Origin of the sequence: Pseudomonas sp. ABFPK, from assembly GCF_001586765.1 — a bacterium.
GTDB classification, from domain to species: domain Bacteria; phylum Pseudomonadota; class Gammaproteobacteria; order Pseudomonadales; family Pseudomonadaceae; genus Aquipseudomonas; species Aquipseudomonas asiatica.
Genome location: NZ_LQXW01000006.1, coordinates 69,445 through 88,418, shown reverse-complemented (window position 1 = coordinate 88,418; position 18,974 = coordinate 69,445). Strand labels below are relative to the sequence as shown.

Annotated in this window: 16 protein-coding genes; 10 read left to right on the top strand and 6 right to left on the bottom strand. The window is 63.5% G+C overall.

The features are described 5' to 3' along the window. Positions 1-107 precede the first annotated feature (107 nt). A complete protein-coding gene (locus tag WM94_RS06015) occupies positions 108-1,775 on the top strand; it encodes an FMN-binding glutamate synthase family protein (protein WP_061550694.1) in 1,668 nt (555 codons plus the stop codon). 117 nt (positions 1,776-1,892) lie between these two features. On the opposite strand, the gene WM94_RS06010 is transcribed toward WM94_RS06015, so the two are convergent. Beyond that, the gene (locus WM94_RS06010) at positions 1,893-3,212 is read right to left on the bottom strand and encodes an OprD family porin (protein ID WP_013970474.1); all 1,320 of its coding nucleotides are present in this window, start codon (positions 3,210-3,212) and stop codon (positions 1,893-1,895) included. Between the two features lie 505 nt (positions 3,213-3,717). Between WM94_RS06010 and WM94_RS06005 the strand changes: the two genes are divergently transcribed. Beyond that, positions 3,718-5,796: a TonB-dependent siderophore receptor gene (locus WM94_RS06005; RefSeq protein ID WP_061550693.1), complete on the top strand. Its 2,079-nt coding sequence runs from the start codon at positions 3,718-3,720 to the stop codon at positions 5,794-5,796. A gap of 132 nt (positions 5,797-5,928) precedes the next feature. On the opposite strand, the gene WM94_RS30690 is transcribed toward WM94_RS06005, so the two are convergent. Continuing rightward, positions 5,929-6,126 carry a hypothetical protein gene (locus WM94_RS30690; RefSeq protein WP_080563721.1) on the bottom strand — a complete coding sequence of 66 codons (198 nt, stop codon included), beginning with the start codon at positions 6,124-6,126 and terminating at the stop codon, positions 5,929-5,931. Positions 6,127-6,310: 184 nt separating this feature from the next. Then, entirely contained in the window at positions 6,311-7,417 is a 1,107-nt protein-coding gene (gene aguA, locus WM94_RS06000; RefSeq protein ID WP_061550692.1) for an agmatine deiminase, read from the bottom strand. Between the two features lie 279 nt (positions 7,418-7,696). On the opposite strand from aguA, the gene rfbC reads away from it, so the two are divergent. From rfbC to WM94_RS05980, 4 genes are read left to right on the top strand one after another with little or no spacing between them, the layout of a single operon-like run. After that, positions 7,697-8,242 carry a dTDP-4-dehydrorhamnose 3,5-epimerase gene (gene rfbC, locus WM94_RS05995; RefSeq protein ID WP_013970471.1) on the top strand — a complete coding sequence of 182 codons (546 nt, stop codon included), beginning with the start codon at positions 7,697-7,699 and terminating at the stop codon, positions 8,240-8,242. 42 nt (positions 8,243-8,284) lie between these two features. Beyond that, a complete protein-coding gene (locus WM94_RS05990) occupies positions 8,285-10,099 on the top strand; it encodes an ATP-binding protein (RefSeq protein ID WP_061550691.1) in 1,815 nt (604 codons plus the stop codon). Continuing rightward, on the top strand, positions 10,096-11,502 hold the full coding sequence (locus WM94_RS05985) for a sigma-54 dependent transcriptional regulator (RefSeq protein ID WP_061550690.1): 1,407 nt from the start codon (positions 10,096-10,098) through the stop codon (positions 11,500-11,502). Before WM94_RS05990 ends, WM94_RS05985 begins: the two co-directional genes overlap by 4 nt. Further along, positions 11,502-11,957 (top strand): YiiD C-terminal domain-containing protein, encoded by a 456-nt coding sequence (locus tag WM94_RS05980; RefSeq protein ID WP_015268613.1) that lies wholly within the window; start codon positions 11,502-11,504, stop codon positions 11,955-11,957. The genes WM94_RS05985 and WM94_RS05980 overlap by 1 nt, the downstream gene beginning before the upstream one ends. A gap of 156 nt (positions 11,958-12,113) precedes the next feature. Here WM94_RS05980 and cysQ read toward each other — a convergent pair whose 3' ends face one another. Next, positions 12,114-12,932, bottom strand: coding sequence for a 3'(2'),5'-bisphosphate nucleotidase CysQ (gene cysQ, locus WM94_RS05975; protein ID WP_061550689.1), 819 nt, complete (start codon positions 12,930-12,932; stop codon positions 12,114-12,116). Beyond that, positions 12,929-13,495 carry an ADP compounds hydrolase NudE gene (nudE, locus tag WM94_RS05970; protein ID WP_015268611.1) on the bottom strand — a complete coding sequence of 189 codons (567 nt, stop codon included), beginning with the start codon at positions 13,493-13,495 and terminating at the stop codon, positions 12,929-12,931. Before nudE ends, cysQ begins: the two co-directional genes overlap by 4 nt. A gap of 64 nt (positions 13,496-13,559) precedes the next feature. On the opposite strand from nudE, the gene yrfG reads away from it, so the two are divergent. Then, entirely contained in the window at positions 13,560-14,222 is a 663-nt protein-coding gene (gene yrfG / locus WM94_RS05965) for a GMP/IMP nucleotidase (RefSeq protein WP_003257447.1), read from the top strand. A 111-nt stretch (positions 14,223-14,333) separates the two neighbouring features. Here the strand turns inward: yrfG and lysM are convergent, their stop codons facing one another. Then, positions 14,334-14,774 (bottom strand): peptidoglycan-binding protein LysM, encoded by a 441-nt coding sequence (lysM, locus tag WM94_RS05960; RefSeq protein WP_061550688.1) that lies wholly within the window; start codon positions 14,772-14,774, stop codon positions 14,334-14,336. 185 nt (positions 14,775-14,959) lie between these two features. On the opposite strand from lysM, the gene fdhD reads away from it, so the two are divergent. From fdhD to WM94_RS05945, 3 genes are all read left to right on the top strand, one after another. Next, positions 14,960-15,790 carry a formate dehydrogenase accessory sulfurtransferase FdhD gene (fdhD, locus tag WM94_RS05955; RefSeq protein WP_015268609.1) on the top strand — a complete coding sequence of 277 codons (831 nt, stop codon included), beginning with the start codon at positions 14,960-14,962 and terminating at the stop codon, positions 15,788-15,790. A 5-nt stretch (positions 15,791-15,795) separates the two neighbouring features. After that, positions 15,796-18,141, top strand: a complete 2,346-nt coding sequence (locus tag WM94_RS05950; RefSeq protein WP_061550687.1) for an FdhF/YdeP family oxidoreductase — start codon at positions 15,796-15,798, stop codon at positions 18,139-18,141. Positions 18,142-18,459: 318 nt separating this feature from the next. Beyond that, the gene (locus WM94_RS05945; protein ID WP_025337335.1) at positions 18,460-18,942 is read left to right on the top strand and encodes a glycine zipper domain-containing protein; all 483 of its coding nucleotides are present in this window, start codon (positions 18,460-18,462) and stop codon (positions 18,940-18,942) included. Positions 18,943-18,974: the final 32 nt, after the last annotated feature.

Below are 18,974 nucleotides of genomic sequence, written 5' to 3'. Positions count from 1 at the left end.
GAGCCTGGAAATACGCGATCAGGTAACAGTCTTTTACCGATTACCCAGGTTTTCCCCTCCCCGCCTTTGCCTATCCTATGCCCGGTCATCCTGCCTGCGATGGACCCATGAAACACTCTCTACCCAGCCGCTACGCCTGCCTCGCCCTCTGCCTACTGTTCACCTTCGCCAGCCTGCCGCTGCTACCCCAGCATGCCTGGCTGTGGCCGTTGACACTGATCACCGCGCTGCTCAGCCTGGTCGGCCTGAACGACCTGCGGCAAAGCCACCACGCCGTGCGCCGCAACTACCCGATCCTGGGCAACATCCGCTACCTGATCGAAACCATCCGCCCGGAAATCCGCCAGTACCTGATCGAGGGCGACGACGACAAGCTGCCGTTCTCCCGCTCGCAGCGCTCGCTGGTCTACGCCCGGGCCAAGAACGAAAGCGCCGAGAAAGCCTTTGGCACCCTCAACGATGCCTACAAGCCCGGCTTTGAGTTCATCAGCCATTCCATGCTGCCAGTGGCCACGCCAGACCCGGCATCGTTCCGCATCGCCATTGGCGGGCCGCAATGCCGCCTACCCTATTTGGCATCGATCTTCAACATCTCGGCCATGAGCTTCGGCGCCCTCAGCGCCAACGCCATCGCTGCCCTGAACCGCGGTGCACGCATGGGCCGTTTTGCCCATGACACCGGCGAAGGCAGCATCAGCCCGTACCACCGCGAACATGGCGGTGACCTGATCTGGGAAATCGGCAGTGGCTACTTCGGCTGCCGCACCGAGGACGGCCGCTTCGACCCGCAGCGATTCGCCGAGCAGGCGCGCTCGCCACAGGTGAAGATGATCGAGATCAAGCTCAGCCAGGGCGCCAAGCCGGGCCACGGCGGCATCCTGCCGGGGCACAAGGTCAGCCCCGAAATTGCCGCAACCCGTGGCGTGCGCGTGGGTGAGGATTGCATCTCGCCAGCGGCGCACAGTGCCTTCCGCACGCCAGTCGAGCTGCTGCAGTTCGTGGCCAGCCTGCGCGAGCTGTCGGGCGGCAAGCCGGTGGGGTTCAAATTCTGCCTGGGCCACCCTTGGGAGTTCATGGGCATTGCCAAGGCTATGCTGGCCACTGGCATCACTCCGGACTTCATCGTTGTCGATGGCAAGGAAGGCGGCACCGGGGCGGCGCCACGCGAGTTCAGCGACAACATGGGCGTGCCGATGCGCGAGGGCCTGATGTTCGTGCACAACACCCTGGTCGGCCTGAACCTGCGCGCCGGCATCCGCATTGGCGCGGCGGGCAAGATCGTCAGCGCCTTCGACATCGCCAGCGTGTTGGCCATCGGGGCGGACTGGGTGAACTCCGCGCGCGGCTTCATGTTCGCCATTGGCTGCATCCAGTCGCAGAGCTGCCATACCAACAAATGCCCGACCGGGGTGGCCACGCAAGACCCACTGCGCCAGCGCGCCTTGGTGGTGCCGGACAAGGCCGAGCGGGTGGCCAGCTTCCACCGCAACACGCTGCATACGTTGGCCGAAATGTTGGCTGCCGCGGGCCTGGAACACCCGTCGGAACTCAAGCCCAAGCACCTGGTGCGGCGTATCAGCCCTAGCGAAATCGGGCTGTTCTCGGACCTGCACACGTTCCTCAAGCCGGGCGAATTGCTCAGTGGCTCGATTGAAAGCGAGTTTTATGCGCGGATGTGGCGGATGGCGCGTAGTGACAGCTTTGCGCCGGAAACTGGGGAGGGAGAGGTGAAGGTTGCTGGGGTGCGGCGCAGGGAAGTGGTGGAGACGGCGTGAAAGCCGGGGGCCGCTTTGCGGCCCTTTCGCGACACAAGGCCGCTCCTACAGAATCGTGTGGGAGCGGCCTTGTGTCGCGATGGGCTGCAAAGCAGCCCCTAGGCCATCAGATCAGGATCAGAAGATGCTGATCGGGTACTCGACGAATACGCGGACTTCGTTGCCGTCGTCGTTGTAACCGTTCTGCTGCACGGCGTTGTTGGTCCGCACGAACGAGCTACGCAGCTTGATCGACAGGTCCTTGGCCGGGCCGTCCTGCACCACGTAACGGATCTGGTTGAAGATTTCGCGCTCTTTACCTTCACCGAAGCCCTGCGGGTTGTCGACGTTGCGGGTGTTGATGTTGTCACCCACCACGTAGGCCAGCTTGTAGGTCAGGCCCGGGATGCCGTAGGCACCGAAGTCCAGGCCGTAGCCCAGCTGCCAGGAGCGCTCGTCTTCGGCGTTGAAGTCGGACCAGTACGAGTTGGCCAGGTAGATGGTCGAACCACCGTCACCCACGCCACCCTCGTTCTGGTACCAGCCGTAGTTGTAGCCGGTGCTGCCGGTGCTGCGCTGATGAGCGATGGTGAACGAGTGGGCACCGTAGGCGTAGGTGGCTGCCAGGCTCCAGATGGTGTTGGAGTCGCCGTTCAGCCCAGCGGATTTCACGAACTTGTTGTCGATGTCCGACTTGTAGCCGTTGAAGTCCAGGGTCAGGGACTGGTCGTTGGCAATCGGGAAGACGTAGTTCAGGCCCAGGTAGTGCTTCTTCATCACGTCTTCGTTGTCGGCGGTGTACAGCGAAGCGGTGAAGTTGTCGGTGAACTTGTAGCTACCACCAAGGACGTTGATCGACTTCAGGCCACCACCGTCACGGCGCTCGGCGCTCTTGCGCGCTTCCTGGGTGAAGCGGCCGGCGTTCAGTTCCAGGCCCTGGATCTCTTTGGAGGTGATCAGGGTACCGGTGAAGCTTTCTGGCAGCAGACGGGCGTCGTCGTACTGCAGCACTGGCAGTGCCGGCATCTGGTCACCGTACTTGAGCACGGTGTTGGAGATGCGGAACTTCACTGCAGCGCCACCACGGGCCAGGTTGTGCGGCGAGTTGGCGTTGCCGTTCTCGTCCTTGAAGTCCGAAGGCTTGAAGAAGTCGACACCGGCGCCACCGTTGTGGCCCTTGCCGCCGTCCAGACGCACGGCGTACAGGCCGAATGCATCGACGCCGACACCGACGGTGCCCTGGGTGAAGCCGGAGGAGAAGTTGGCGATGACGCCCTGGCCCCATTCGATCTGGTCGTCGGTGCCGTGCTTCTTGTCACGATTGATGTAGGCGTTGCGCAGCAGGACGTTGGCGTGGCTGTCCTCGATGAAGCCTTTGCTGTCGGCCTGATCATTGGCCTGTGCCTGGGTCGCGGCGATCATCGCCAGGGCGACCAGGCTGATCCTGGTTTTCAACATGTTGTTTTCCTTATTTCTTAATCAAAAACGCTCTGCAATATGACGCCAGGAACCAACGCCCCTTCGTAGGTTCGACGCTATGCGGATCCAGACTGGAAGGCCTGCCGGTAATCACACGGCGGCCTCTGGCAGCAGCATGGCCAAGATCATGGCCAGCAGGCGTTGGCCGAATCCTAGCCGTGTGCGATTACAAATGTCAAAAAGTCGTGAAATGCAGGTTGATATAACCAAAATCGCGCGCTTGCCTGGTGCATTTCCATGCAGGTTTGCGCTATCAGCGGACAATTTATCTTGTGTGAGAAATAGCCTTTTGATCGAACGGACAATTTTCCTGTCAGGGCGCCTTCGCAGCGCAAGGCTGCTCCTACAAGGAAACGCGGGGCGGCAGAGACCGTAACAAACTGACACAGATGTAATGACAAGCCTTTACAAATACTCAAGCAATAGCAAATAACAAGCATTACCATCCGCACCTCTTTTTCACCTGCTCGATCCGGATGTGCCCATGCTTGTACCCTGCCGTCTTTCACCCCTGACGCTTGGCCTGTCGCTGCTGTTCGGCGCCGGCCTGGCCAGTGCCGCCACCACCACCCTGCCGGAACTGTCGGTAACCGCCGACAGTGAACGCGAAGAGGACAACCCGCGGGTCAAGGAGGTAAGCACCGCGACCCGCACCTCGACGCCAGTACGCTATGTGCCGCAGGCCATCGACACGGTGAAGACCGTCAACGTGCTGGATTACGGCAGCAACACCCTGGGCAAGGCGCTGGAAGGCATCCCCAACGTCAGCAGCGGTGCCGACACCCGCTTCGACAGCGTGCGCATCCGCGGCTTCGAAGCCAGCAACGACTTCTACCTGGACGGCATTCGCGACGACAGCCAGTACATCCGCGACCTGCATAACATCGAGCGGGTCGAAGTGCTCAAGGGGCCGGCAGCGGTGCTTTATGGCCGTGGCAGCCAGGGCGGTATCGTCAACCGGGTGAGCAAGGCGCCGGAGCACGGCCGCCGTTCGAGCATCGAGGCGCAGGCCGGCAGCGAAGACCTGCGCAGCCTGTATGCCGACCTCAGTGCCGACCCCAGCGACACCGTCAGCCTGCGCCTGAACATGGGCAACCAGGACAACAACAGCTTCCGCGACGGCATCGACGGCAGCCGCCAGCTGTTCGCCCCGTCGATCAGTTGGCAGGTCACCCCCGACCTGAACTGGCTGGTGCAATACGAATACAGCCGCTACAACCGCACCCCGGACCGAGGCATCCCCGGGGTCAACGGCCGCCCGGCCGATGTCGGCCGCAGCACCACCTATGGCGACACCCAGCGCGACTACATCGACGACCGCGCCCAGTCGCTGCGCTCGCGCCTTAACTACCAGTTGAACGAAACCTGGCAGTTGCGCCATACCCTGGGCCTGTTCAAGCTCGACAGTGAGTTCGACAACACCTACGTCACGGGCTACGACGCCAGCACCGACACCTTGACCCGCCAGCGCTGGCAGCAGGACCTGAACACCAGAAACCTGTTCAACACCCTGGAGGCCGAGGGCGACTTCGACACCTTGGGCCTGGAGCACAAGCTGTTGCTGGGCCTGGAGTTCGGCAACCAGAAGCGCGACCCGGTGCTGTACAAAGCGGTCGACCAGAAATTGCAGGGCCTGGGCAAGCCCGGCCGCAACCAGCAGCTCAATGACCCAATGACGTTGTTTAGTGACAACCATACCGTGGTCGATAGCCGCGGCCTTTATCTGCAAGACCAGATCCGCCTGAACGATCAGTGGCAGGTTCTTGCCGGTGTACGCTTCGACCAGTTCGACGTGCAGACCACCAACAAGGATGGCGTGCGCGAAACACAGGACAGCAACAGCACCAGCCCACGCTTGGGTGTGGTCTATACACCGTGGCGCGACCATTCGTTCTACGCCTCGTGGAGCAAGACCTTCTCGCCGGTTGGCGGCGGGCTGATCGGCATCACCCCAGGCGCAAAAGGCAACGGTAACGACGCCAAGCCGGAAGAAACCCGTCAGAAGGAAATCGGCGTGAAGAGCGACTGGCTCGACCAGCGCCTGACCACCACCCTGGCCATCTACGAGCTGGAGCTGTACAACCGCCGCACCCGCGACCCGCTTGTCCCGGAAAACATCTTGCTCAGCGGCATGCAGCGTTCGCGCGGTATCGAGCTGACCGCCACCGGCAACATCGTTGGCAACTGGTACGTGCGCGGTGGCATCGGCCTGCAGGACGCGACCATCGTCAAGGACAACAACGGCCAGGAAGGCAACCGCATCAATGACGTGGCCAAGCGCAACGGCAGCCTGTTCGTGACCTGGAAACCGGAACTGGGCTGGTACGCCGAAACCGGCCTGACGTTGGTAGGCGAGCGTTATGCGGACAACCAGAACACCACGGTGCTGCCGGGGTATGGCCGCTGGGATGCATTGGCGGGGTACCGCACGCATGACTGGGATGTGCGGGCGGCGCTGAGCAATATCGCCGACAAGACCTACTACAGCTCGGCGACCAGTGCGGCGCAGATCGAGGTGGGTGAGCCGCGTAGCCTGGTGGTGACTGGTAGCTACAGCTTCTGATCTTTATTGCCTGTGCCGGCCTCTTCGCGGCTAAAGCCGCTCCCACAGGTACCCAACATGTATCGAGCCCAGTGGGGTACCTGTGGGAGCGGCTTTAGCCGCGAAGGGGCCAGCACAGGTTTAAGCAATCGATCAGTGCCATACCGCCATCAGCGCCTGCATTTCTGCTTCGCTGATCAGCCCTTGGGGGTATCGTCCGGCAAGCAGACGTCGTGGGTCGGTCGTCCTGACCCTGATGCTTCCATGGTGTTTCAACCACTTCGCCACAAGCCTGAGCGATTGGTGATTCACTGCCGATGGGCGCAAAGCCGACTCACTTGCTGCGTTCATTTCTACACGTACTCCCTGGCCCGTGAGCGGCTAATCTACGTAAGGATTGTTACAGGTCCGAGAGCGCGGCATGGCCGAGCTATCTCACTGAAAACAATACAAAACTTATGCCAGCACCAGCCTGCGGACGGCCCTCGCGAATAAAAAAGGCCCGTCATGACGGGCCTCTTGATTCACCGTGCGCTCAACGCTTTACCGGTGCCGGTTGCTGCTGGGTCAGGCAGTGGATGTTGCCACCACCCAACAGCAGCTCACGACCAGGGATCATCACCACCTCGTGGTCGGGGAAAATCTTCGCCAGGATCGCTCTGGCCTCGGCATCTGCCGGGTCGTCGAAGCTAGGCGCGATGATGCCGCCGTTGACGATCAGGAAGTTCACGTACGAGCCTGCCAGGCGCACCGATGGGTCACGCTCCTGGCTGCCTGCCACCTGATCGACCCCGGCACACTCTTCGGCAGTAGCGAACAGCGGGCCCGGGATCGGCATTTTGTGCACGATGAACTCGCGGCCCTTGGCATCGCGGGTGTTCTTCAGCACCTCCATGGCGGAATGGCAGCGTGCATAGTTGGGGTCGTTGGAATCATCGGTCCAGGCCAGTAACACTTCGCCCGGGCGCACGTAACAGCAGAAGTTGTCGACATGGCCATCGGTCTCGTCGTTGTACAGGCCATCCGGCAACCAGACCACGGTGTCCACCGCCAGATGATCGCGCAGCACCGCTTCGATCTGCTCGCGGTTCAGGTGCGGGTTGCGGTTGCGATTGAGCAGGCATTCTTCGGTAGTAATCACCGTGCCTTCGCCGTCCACGTGGATCGAGCCGCCCTCGAGCACGAAGCCTTCGGTGTGGTAGCGCTGGCAGCGCTCCATTTCCAGGACCTTGGCCGCCAGCTCCTCGTCACGGTTCCACGGTGCGTACAGGCCGCCGTCGAAGCCGCCCCAGGCATTGAAGCCCCAGTCCACACCACGCACTTCACCCTGGTCGTTGATGACGAAGGTCGGGCCGGTGTCACGCACCCAGGCATCGTCATTGCTGATCTCGACCACGCGAATGTTCGGCTGGTCGAGCTGGCGGCGGGCATTTTCGTACTGGCCAGCGGAAACCGCGACGGTTACCGGCTCGAAGCGGGCAATGGCCTTGGCCAGGGTCACATGGGCAGCCTGCGCCGGCTTGCCGCCAAGGCGCCAGTTGTCCGGGCGCTCCGGCCAGACCATCCACACCTGGGTTTGCGGGGCCCACTCGGCGGGCATGTGGAAACCATCGGCACGGGGAGTGGAGTTGAGGGTTTTCATGATTGACCTCTGTGATGGCCCTGAGCCGGACTGTGCTGGGGCGTTTGTCAATTTATAACCGATATATATCGATATTTGAAGCCCGATAATCGGGAAAATCATGAGAATGCAAGGGAATTAAATCGATAACAATCGATACACCCCCAACCTTGAACGAGAAGCAAAACGGCACGACATCTACCATAGCCAGCCCTTGTGAACGCCGTTGAAGCCCGAGGCGGAAAAAACGGCCAGACCGGCTAGGGTCAATACATGAGCAGAACGGGCCAGCGAACCGCCATGAACATCATCCCTACCGCGATCCCTGAAGTACTGATCATCGAGCCGAAGGTTTTCGGTGATAGCCGTGGTTTTTTCTTCGAGGCATTCAACGCCCGTGAGTTCGCCCGGCAAACCGGCGTGAATGTCCAGTTCGTCCAGGACAACCACTCGCGCTCCATCAAGGGTGTGCTGCGTGGCCTGCACTACCAGGTGGAAAACACCCAAGGCAAGCTGGTGCGCGTGGTGCAGGGGGAAATCCGTGATATTGCCGTGGACGTGCGCAAGAGCTCGCCAACCTTCGGCCAATGGGTCGCGGTGCAGCTGTCGGCCGACAATCATCGCCAGTTATGGATTCCCCCCGGCTTCGCCCATGGCTTTGCGGTGATGAGCGAGTCGGCCGAGTTCCTCTACAAGACCACCGACTACTACAACCCGGGCGCCGACCGCTGCATCCGCTGGGATGACCCGACGCTGGCCATAGACTGGGGGTTGCAGCAGCCACCCGTGCTCTCGGACAAGGACAAGCTCGGCCTGCCGCTGGCAGAAGCGGAACTGCTGCCTTAACTAGCGCATAATTGCGGCAGACTTTTCTGGCGCATTTACGTGATGATTGCAAAACCCACGCCCCCACGCCGTCCCCGCTGGCGCAGCCTGGCCCTGTTGGCCGTGTGCCTGGCCCCGTTATTGTGGCCCCTGCATCACCTGGCCGAACGTTACTACCAGGAAGAACTGGCCTCGCAGAACCGCCAGACCCTCGACCTGTACGTCGCCAACCTGCTCGGTACCCTGCACCGCTATGAAACCCTGCCACAGATACTCGGCGACCTGCCGGCGCTGCGCGGTGTGCTGGCCGACCCGTTCCGCCTGGAGGCAGTGACCAATGCCAACCGCCTGCTCAAGGACATCGTCCAGCAGACCGGCGCCGAGGTGATGTACCTGATGGACGTCAGCGGCAATACCCTGGCTGCCTCCAACTGGGACAAGCGCGACAGCTTCGTCGGCCGCAACTTCGCCTTCCGCCCCTACTTCAACGAAGCCATGGCCGGCCGCCTGGGGCGCTTCTTTGGCCAGGGCACCACATCGGCCAAGCGCGGTTACTTCTTCGCCGCCGCCGTGCGAGACCGTGAACGCATCGTTGGCGTACTGGTGGTCAAGGTCGACCTCGACCACACCGAAACCCTGTGGGGCCGCACCCCAGAGCAGCTGTTGCTGACCGACCACAATGGCGTGGTCATCCTGACCTCGCGGCCCGACTGGCGCTTCCGCGCGACCCGCGCGCTGACCGAGGCCGAGCGTCAGGCCATCATCGCCATCCAGCCCTACCCGACCCAGGCCCCGCAACCGCTGGTACTCAACCCGGACGCCTGGATCAGCCAGACCCGCAACATCAAGGAAACCGGATGGCAGGTCAGCATCCTCGCCCCGCGCATGCTGGTCGACCGTTCGGTGCAAACCGTGATGGCCATCGGCGCTGGCACCCTACTGGTGCTGATACTGCTGGCTGGCCTGGTGATGCAGCGGCGCCGTCACTACATCGACCGCATCGACTTCGAGGCACGCGGCCGCCAGGAACTGGAAAAACGCGTGGCCGAGCGCACTGCCGACCTCGAAGGCCTGAACACCCGGCTCAAGAGTGCCGTACTGGAGCGTGAGAACGCCCAACAGGAGGCCGTGCGCGCCCAGGACGAACTGGTACAGGCCGGCAAGCTGTCGGTGCTCGGCACCATGTCGGCCAGCATCAGCCACGAACTCAACCAGCCGCTGGCCGCCATCCGCAGCTACGCGGAAAACGCCGAGATCCTGCTCGACCACCAGCGAACCGAAGAAGCCCGCGGCAACCTCAAGCTGATTGGCGAGCTGACCGGGCGCATGGCCTCGATCATCGCCCACCTGCGCGCCTTCGCCCGCCGTGACCGCCATGCCCCGGAGAGCGTGGCCTTGCAGCCGGCCCTGGACGACGCCCTGGCGCTGCTGGCCAAGCGCCGCCGGGCAATGGCCGTGGAGCTGATCCGCGACCTGCCGGAGGCCACCTTGTGGGTACAGGCCGGCGAGACCCGCCTGCGCCAGGTGCTCGGCAACCTGCTGGCCAATGCCCTCGACGCCCTGACCGAAAAAGCCAACCCGCGCCGCCTGTGGCTAAGTGCCGAACAGCGCGATGACTGCGTCTACCTGTACATTCGCGACAACGGCCCCGGCTTCAGTCGCCAGGCCCTGGAGCACGCCAAGGAGCCGTTCTTCACCACCAAGACCCGCACCCAGGGCCTGGGCCTGGGCCTGGCCATCTGCGAAAGCCTGATGCGTGCCCTGGGCGGTGAACTGCTGCTGGCCAACCACCCGGAAGGTGGCGCACTGCTGACCCTGCAGCTGCGTGTGGCCGCGCCTGGCGCTACTTTGCCCAATTCGGAGGACCCCTCGGCATGACCACCGAGACACTGATCGACAGCCGAGCCCAGGTCATCCTGGTCGATGATGACCCGCACCTGCGCCAGGCCCTGAGCCAGACCCTGGACCTGGCCGGGCTCAAGGTGGTCGCCCTGGCCGACGCCCAGGGCCTGGCCGAACGCATCGAGGCCGACTGGCCCGGCGTGGTGGTCAGCGACATCCGCATGCCGGGTATCGATGGCCTGCAGCTGCTGGAACAACTGCACGGCCGTGACAACGAGCTGCCGGTATTGCTGATCACCGGCCACGGTGATGTGCCGCTGGCGGTGCAGGCAATGCGCACCGGGGCTTATGACTTCCTGGAAAAACCCTTTGCCAGCGACGCCCTGCTGGACAGCGTGCGCCGCGCCCTGGCCCTGCGCCGCCTGGTGCTGGACAACCGCAGCTTGCGCCTGGCCCTGAGCGACCGCCAGCAACTGGCCACCCGACTGGTGGGCCAGTCGCCGTCCATGCAGCGCTTGCGCGAGCAGATCGGCGCCTTGGCCGGCACTCGCGCCGACGTGCTGATCCTGGGTGAGACCGGTGCCGGCAAAGAGGTGGTGGCCCGCGCCCTGCACGACCTGTCCAGCCGCCGCGACGGGCCGTTCGTGGCGATCAACGCCGGCGCACTGGCCGAGTCGGTGGTCGAAAGCGAGCTGTTCGGCCATGAGCCCGGGGCGTTCACCGGCGCGCAGAAACGCCGCATCGGCAAGTTCGAGTTCGCCAACGGCGGCACGCTGTTCCTCGACGAAATCGAGAGCATGAGCCTGGATGTGCAGGTGAAACTGCTGCGCATGCTTCAGGAACGGGTGGTCGAGCGCTTGGGTGGCAACCAGCTGATCCCGCTGGACATCCGCATCATCGCCGCGACCAAGGAGGACCTGCGCCAGTCCGCTGACCAAGGGCGGTTCCGCGCCGATTTGTATTACCGCCTGAACGTGGCGCCGCTGCGTATTCCACCGCTGCGCGAACGCGGCGATGACATCCTGGTGCTTTTCCAGCACTTCGCCGACGCCGCCAGCGAGCGCCATGGTCTGCCGCCACACTCCCTGCAGCCGGCCCAGCGCGCCATGCTGCTGCGTCACGACTGGCCCGGTAACGTACGCGAGCTGCAGAACGCCGCCGAGCGTTTCGCCCTTGGCCTGGAACTGGCTCTGGACGGCCAGGCGCCGCCGGCGGCAATGCCTTCGGCACCGATGCCGAGCGGCAACCTCAGCGAACAGGTCGAGCAGTTCGAACGCTCGCTGATCGCTGCCGAACTGGCCCAGCCACACAGCTCCATGCGCAGCCTGGCCGAGGCGCTGGGTATCCCCCGCAAAACCTTGCACGACAAGCTGCGCAAGCATGGCTTGAGCTTCGATGGCGGTAGCGGCGGGCATGACGATCAAGAGGACAACCGTTAATGAACACCGATAGCCAGTACCTGCAGACCGTCCTGCACGGCGACATCCCCCTGACCCGCGAAATGGGCCTGGAAGTGCTCGATTGGCAGCAGCACACCCTGCGCCTGCAATTGCCGCTAGCGGCCAACGTCAACCACAAGAGCACCATGTTCGGCGGCAGCCTGTACTGCGCCGCAGTGCTGGTGGGCTGGGGCTGGCTGCACCTGCGCCTGCGCGAGTCGGGTATCGATGACGGGCATATCGTCATCCAGGAAGGGCAGATCAGTTATCCGCTGCCGGTTACCGGGGCGGCGGTGGCGCGCTGTGCGCCGCCGGATGAGAAGACCTGGGAGCGGTTCCTGACCATGTACCAGCGGCGCGGGCGGGCACGGTTGACGCTGGAGACCACGGTGAGCAATGCCGGTAGTGACGAGCCTGCTGTTACCTTCAGCGGCCAATACGTGCTGCACCGCTGAAACCAATGGACTGTCGCGACTCCTGTAGGAGCGGCCTTGTGTCGCGATCGGGCCGCGAAGCGGCCCCGGCAATTAATGCGGCAATGCTGAAACCCTGGGGCCGCGCTGCGGCCCGATCGCGACACAAGGCCGCTCCTACACGATCATGTCCGCCTGTCAGATCAGGCTCAGGAAGGCTTGACGCCACACAGCATTTGCCGGCAACGCCAGGAAATGCGGGTTGAGCAACGACTCCCGCGCCGGGTACCGGAACGGCAAGCCATCCAGCCCGATTACCTCCCCACCAGCCCCTTCCACCACCCCCTGCGCCGCCGCGGTATCCCACTGCGAGGTCGGTGCCAGGCGGGGATAGCAATCGGCGCTGCCCTCGGCCAACAGGCAGAATTTCAACGAACTGCCGATATTGGCCAGCTCCAGTTCCCCCAACGCAGCCCCCAACCCGGCCAACAGCGCTTCCTGTTCCGGGCTGGAATGGCGACGGCTGGCAACCACGGTGAAACGCCCACCTGCCGGCGGCTCGTCGCGAACCTGGATCGGCTGCGGAGCCTCACCCGCTTCCGCACGCCAGGCGCCCAACCCACGCCCACCGAAGTAGCAGCGCCCGTTGGTCGGCATGGATACCACGCCGAACACCACCTCGCCGTTTTCGACCAGGGCGATGTTGACCGTGAACTCCTCGCTGCCGGTGATGAATTCCTTGGTGCCATCCAGCGGGTCGACCAGCCACCAGCGGCTCCAGCCCTGACGCTCGGCCAGCGGAATGTTGCAGTCCTCTTCGGACAGCACCGGGATCTGCGGCGCCAGCGCCAGCAGGCCATCGGCAATCACCCGGTGCGCCGCCAGGTCGGCGGCGGTGACCGGCGAATCGTCGGCCTTGTTGGTCACGGCCACATCGGCGCGCCAGAACGGCAAGATCGCCTCGCCCGCCAACAGGGCCAGCTTGACCACTTCGTGCATCAGTTGCAGGTCGTTCATGCTTCCAGCAGCCCCCGCTGAATCAGCAGGTCACGCGCCAGGTACAGCGCCGCCAAGGCACGCCCCTCGGTGAACTGTGGGTGCATGGCCAGGGCCGAGAGCTCGCGCAGGTTAACCTTGTCGACCCGCATCGGCTCCGGCTCATCGCCCTCCAGGCGCTCCTCGTACAGGTCGCTGGCCAGCACCACCTGGATCTTCTGGCTCATGTAGCCCGGCGACAGCGACAGCTCGGTCAGGTGCTCCAGCTGGCGCGCGCCAAAACCGGCCTCTTCCTTGAGCTCCCGGTCGGCTGCCGCCAGCACGTCCTCGCCCGGCTCGATCAGGCCTTTGGGCAACGACAGCTCGTATTCGTCGGTGCCGCCGCAGTATTCCTCCACCAGCACCGCGTGCTCGGCATCGAGCATGGCCACGATCATCACCGCGCCGTAACCATTACCCCGGCCCACGAGGCGCTCGTAGGTACGCTCGTTGCCATTGCTGAAGCGCAATTGCACGGCTTCGACGCGAAACAGGCGGCTGCTGGCGACTATTTCGCGGCTGAGGACGGTGGGTTTCTGGCGCATGGGGCGGCTCCTTGGCGTGAACGGGTTACTATACCGTGGCTTGCCGACTGATCGAGAGTTTCCCATGCCTGTTCTTCCCTGGTCCGCCATCGATACCGTCCTGCTGGACATGGATGGCACCCTGCTCGACCTGCATTACGACAACCGCTTCTGGCTGGACCACCTGCCCCAGCGCTATGCCGAGCTGCACGGGGTGAGCCGGGCCATGGCGGAAATGGAGCTGCAGCCGCTGTTCGAACGCAATGCCGGCACGCTGAACTGGTATTGCCTGGACTTCTGGAGCCGCGAACTTCGGCTGCCGATCCGTGAGCTGAAACAGGAAATCGCCGACCTGATCGCCCTGCGCCCGGATGCCGACACTTTCCTTGCCGCGATCCGCGACGCGGGCAAGCGCGTGGTGATGATCACCAATGCGCACCGGGATTCGCTGTCACTGAAGCTGGAGCGGGTGGAGCTGGCGCCGTACTTCGAACGGCTGATCAGCTCGCATGACTACGGCTACCCGAAGGAAAGCCCGCAGTTCTGGGACGCATTGCAGGCGGACATCGGCTTTGAACCGGAGCGCAGCCTGTTCATCGATGACACCTTGGCGATTCTGCGCAGTGCGCGACGGTTTGGCGTGGGGCATCTGCTGGCGGTACGCCAGCCGGATAGCCAGGCCGGGCCGCGCGATACCGAAGAGTTTGCGGCGGTCGAGGATTACCGGGAATTATTGGTAGGCCTGTGAGGGCCCTTTCGCGGGTAAACCCGCTCCCACAGGATCACCACAGGTCTGAACTGTGTGCGATCCCTGTGGGAGCGGGTTTACCCGCGAAGAGGCCGGTACAGGCTGCAGAGATCAGTCAGGAATACGCAGCACCTGCCCCGGATAGATCTTGTCCGGGTGCTTGAGCATCGGTTTGTTGGCCTCGAAGATCTTCTGGTACTTGTTGGGGTCGCCATACACCTTCTTCGAAATCGCGCTCAACGTATCCCCCTTCTCCACCGTCACGAACCGCGCAGCCTGGGCCACCGGCCCGATCACGGTGATCTGGTCATCCACACTGGCAACGCCTGCGACGTTACCCGCCGCCAGGATGATCTTCTCCTTCTCCTCCTGGCTGGCCACCTCACCCTTGAGGATGATCGTGTCTCCCTCTACAGTGGCCGTGATATTCGGGTTGCCCAGGCCGACACTTTCCACGTGTTTCTTCAGTTGCTCTTCGGCATTGGCATTGCCGGGGGTCAGCAGGTCGATCAACTTCTCGCCCGCTTCCTTGACGAAACTGAACAAGCTCATAGCGCTCTCCTTGTTGGCGAAACCTCGGACACAGCAGTCTAGGCCAGCTTTTCCCCTGGCGCCCCATGCGACCAATCGACGCGGTCTATCAAGGCATAGACCCTAGCGATTAGACGCCGCCGGCCCGCACGCCTAGGCTTGTGCTATCTGAAAGTTGCCGATAGTCCGATGAACAGTCAGCCCCGATGAACAGCAAGCCTCCAGTCTGCGCGGCCTCATCGCCCTTGACCATGCCCGCCGCCAGCAATACCTACGATTACGTCCAGCTCAACGATGCCAGACGCGACAGCACGCCCCTGGCCGAAGAAGTGGCCCTGGCCATTGCCTACAACGGCCTGAACCAGGCGGTGATGCTGGTCAGCCCCACCGACCTGGAAGACTTCGCCGTCGGCTTCAGTGTCGGCAGCGGTATAGTCGAAGGCACAACGGAAATCTACGACCTGAAACTCTCCGGCAGCGGCTCGGCAATGTACGCCGACCTGGAGATTTCCAGCCGTGCGTTCTGGAACCTGAAAAACCAACGCCGCCAGTTGGCCGGCACCAGTGGTTGCGGCCTGTGCGGGGTCGAAGCGCTGGAGCAGGCACTGCCAGAGCTGGCCAAGCTGCCTGGCGCACCTTTGCCACCCGCGCAATGGTTGGTCGGCCTGCGTGAGCGCATCGATGCCTTCCAGCCCCTCGGCCAACACTGCGGCGCGGTGCATGCGGCGCTGTTCATGGACCGCCATGGCGAGCTGCTGCTAGGCCGTGAAGACATCGGCCGACACAACGCCCTCGACAAGCTGATCGGCGCCTTGCTTCGCCAAGATATCGACAGCCAGGGTGGCCTGGCCATCGTCACCAGCCGCTGCAGCCTGGAGCTGATCCAGAAGGTGCTGCGGGCCGGTATCCAGACCCTGGTCAGCCTGTCGGCGCCCACCGGCCTTGCCCTGCAATGGGCGCGCAAGCACAACCTCAACCTTATCCATCTGCCCAAGCACAGCGCACCGCGGGTCTACAGCCCAGCGGCGGAGTCGTAACAGTCGTGACCTCGTACCAACACCTCCCGGACAACGCCCCAGCCTCTCCACCTCGTTACAAGCCCTACCACGGCCCCGCCGGTGGCTGGGGCGCGCTGCGCAGCGTGGCCAAGGCCTGGGTCGGCAGCGATAACGCGCTGAAGAACATTCGCGCGCTGCTCAAGACCAACCAGAACGGCGGTTTCGACTGCCCCGGCTGCGCATGGGGCGACTCGCCGGAAAGCGGCATGGTCAAGTTCTGCGAGAACGGTGCCAAGGCAGTGAACTGGGAGGCGACCAAGCGCCGCGTCGATGCCGCGTTTTTCGCCCGCTACAGCGTCACCTCGCTACTGCAACAGAGCGACTACTGGCTGGAGTACCAGGGGCGCCTGACCGAGCCGATGGTCTATGACGCGTCCAGCGACCGCTACCAGCCGACCAGCTGGGACGCCGCGTTCACCCTGATCGCTCGCGAGCTGAACAAGCTGGCCAGCCCTGACCAGGCCGAGTTCTACACTTCGGGGCGCGCCAGCAACGAAGCAGCGTACCTGTACCAGCTTTTCGTGCGGGCCTACGGCACCAACAACTTCCCCGACTGCTCGAACATGTGCCACGAGGCCAGCGGCGTGGCCCTGGGGCAAAGCGTCGGGGTCGGCAAGGGCACCGTCACCTTCGACGACTTCGAGCACGCCGATGCGATTTTCGTCTGGGGCCAGAACCCTGGTACCAACCACCCGCGCATGCTTGACCCGCTGCGCGATGCGGTAAAACGCGGCGCCCAGGTGGTGTGCATCAACCCGCTCAAGGAACGTGGCCTGGAGCGCTTCCAGCACCCGCAGAACCCGTTGGAAATGCTGACCAACAGCGACCGGCCGACCAACACCGCATTCTTCCGCCCGGCCTTGGGCGGCGACATGGCGATGCTGCGCGGCATGGCCAAATTCGTCCTGCAATGGGAGCGCGAAGCCCAGGCCAACGGAGAACCGGCAGTCTTCGACCATGCCTTCATCGCTGAACATGGCCATGGCGTCGACGACTACCTGGCGGTAGTGGATGCCACCCCGTGGGAGCATATCCAGGCCCAGTCCCGCCTGGCGCTGGCCGACATCGAACTGGCCGCGCGCATGTACTGCCGTGGCAAGCGGGTGATCATGTGCTGGGCGATGGGCATTACCCAGCACCGCCACTCGGTGCCGACCATTCAGGAAATCGTCAACCTGCAAATGCTGCGCGGCAATATCGGCGTGCCAGGCGCAGGCTTGTGCCCGGTGCGTGGTCACAGCAACGTGCAGGGTGACCGAACCATGGGCATCAACGAGCGCCCGCCGGTGGCCCTGCTGGACGCCATCGAGCAGCGCTTCGGCTTCCCCGTGCCCCGGCACAATGGCCACAACACCGTCGAGGCGATCCACGCCATGCTCGACGGCCGGGCCAAGGTATTCATCGGCCTGGGCGGCAACTTCGCCCAGGCAACGCCGGACACCGAGCGCACCGCCCAGGCACTGCGCAACTGCGAGCTGACCGTGCATATCAGCACCAAGCTCAACCGCAGCCACCTGGTGCACGGCAAGCAGGCACTGATCCTGCCGTGCCTGGGGCGCACTGACATCGACCTGCAGGCAGAAGGGCCACAGGCGGTAACGGTAGAGGACTCGTTCAGCATGGTCCACGCCTCCAATGGCCAGCTGAAGCCGCTGTCGACGCAGATGCGCTCGGAGCCGGCGGTCATCGCTGGTATCGCCGCCGCCACCCTGGGCAAGAAGCCCGTGGACTGGCACTGGCTGGTGGCTGACTACGACCGTATCCGCGAGCTGATCGGCGACACCATCGCCGGCTTCAGCGGCTTCAACCAGCGCCTGCGCGAGCCGGGCGGTTTCTACCTGGGCAACAGCGCCGCCAGCCGCGAATGGAATACCAGCACCGGCCGCGCGAACTTCAAGGCCAACCTGCTGCCCGACACGCTGCTCGACGAGCGTGTACGCGCCAGCGGCCAGGTGCCAGACCTGATCATGCAGTCGATGCGCTCGCACGATCAGTACAACACCACCATCTACGGCCTGGACGACCGCTACCGTGGCGTGCGTGGCCAGCGCGAGGTGCTGTTCGCCAACGAAGCCGACATCATCCGCCTGGGCTTCCAGCCGGGGCAGCAAGTCGACATCGTGTCGTTGTGGGGGGATGAGCATGTGCGCCGTGTGCACGGCTTCACCCTGCTGGCCTTCGACATCCCGGCCGGGCAGGCGGCGGCGTACTACCCGGAGGTGAACCCGCTGGTGCCGCTGGAAAGCATTGGCGATGGCAGCCATACGCCGACGTCAAAGTTCATCGCCATCAAGCTGGAGCGGGCGCGGGACGACGGGCGCATCCTGTAGGAATGGTGTTGGCCTCTTCGCGGGTAAACCCGCTCCCACAGAGGTAACTCAAGGTCTGAGAGCGGTGGTATCCCTGTAGGAGCGGGTTCACCCGCGAAAAGGCCGGCAGCCATGCCGCCAAAAACGAAAAAAGCCCTGTTCCATCAAGGTTCAGGGCTTCGTCATAAAGGTCTCAGACAGCGAAAAAACGATAAAGTTTCACAGTAAATACAGTAAGTTAGAGAATTGTGTACAACTCGTGTTACTCGTCGGATTTCCGTTGCCAGCCGCGCCTGTAAGGCTCAAAAATCGCCCCGTCATCCTAATGAGGCTCTCTTGATGAAGAAGTACTCCTCGATACTGTTGTTGTCTTTCAGCTTGCTCAGCGGCGTTGCCATGGCAGGCGGCACCACCGAGGCCGGCATTGGCGGCGCATTGGGTGGGGTACTGGGCTCCGTGGTGGGCAACTCCATCGGTGGTAGCACCGGCGGCGCCATTGGTGCCGGCCTGGGCGGCGCGGCTGGCGGTGCCTTGGGTGCCGACAAGCGTCAGCGTGGGGAAGCCGCAATCGGCGGCGCGCTGGGCGCAGCAGGCGGTAACGTGGTCGGCCGCTCCGTGGGCGGCACTACCGGTAGCTACATTGGCGCGGCAGCCGGCGGTGGTGCCGGTGGCGCACTGGGTAACTACATGGGTAAGGAGGCCGACAGAGACGATTACCACGAAGGCCGCCGCTACCGTCGTGGCTATGACGACGACCGCCGCCACTGGGACCGTGGCCATCATTACGGCCATCGCAAGCACAAGCGCCACTGGCGCGACTAACGCCTGAGGGCCCTGCCCCGGCAACAAAAGCC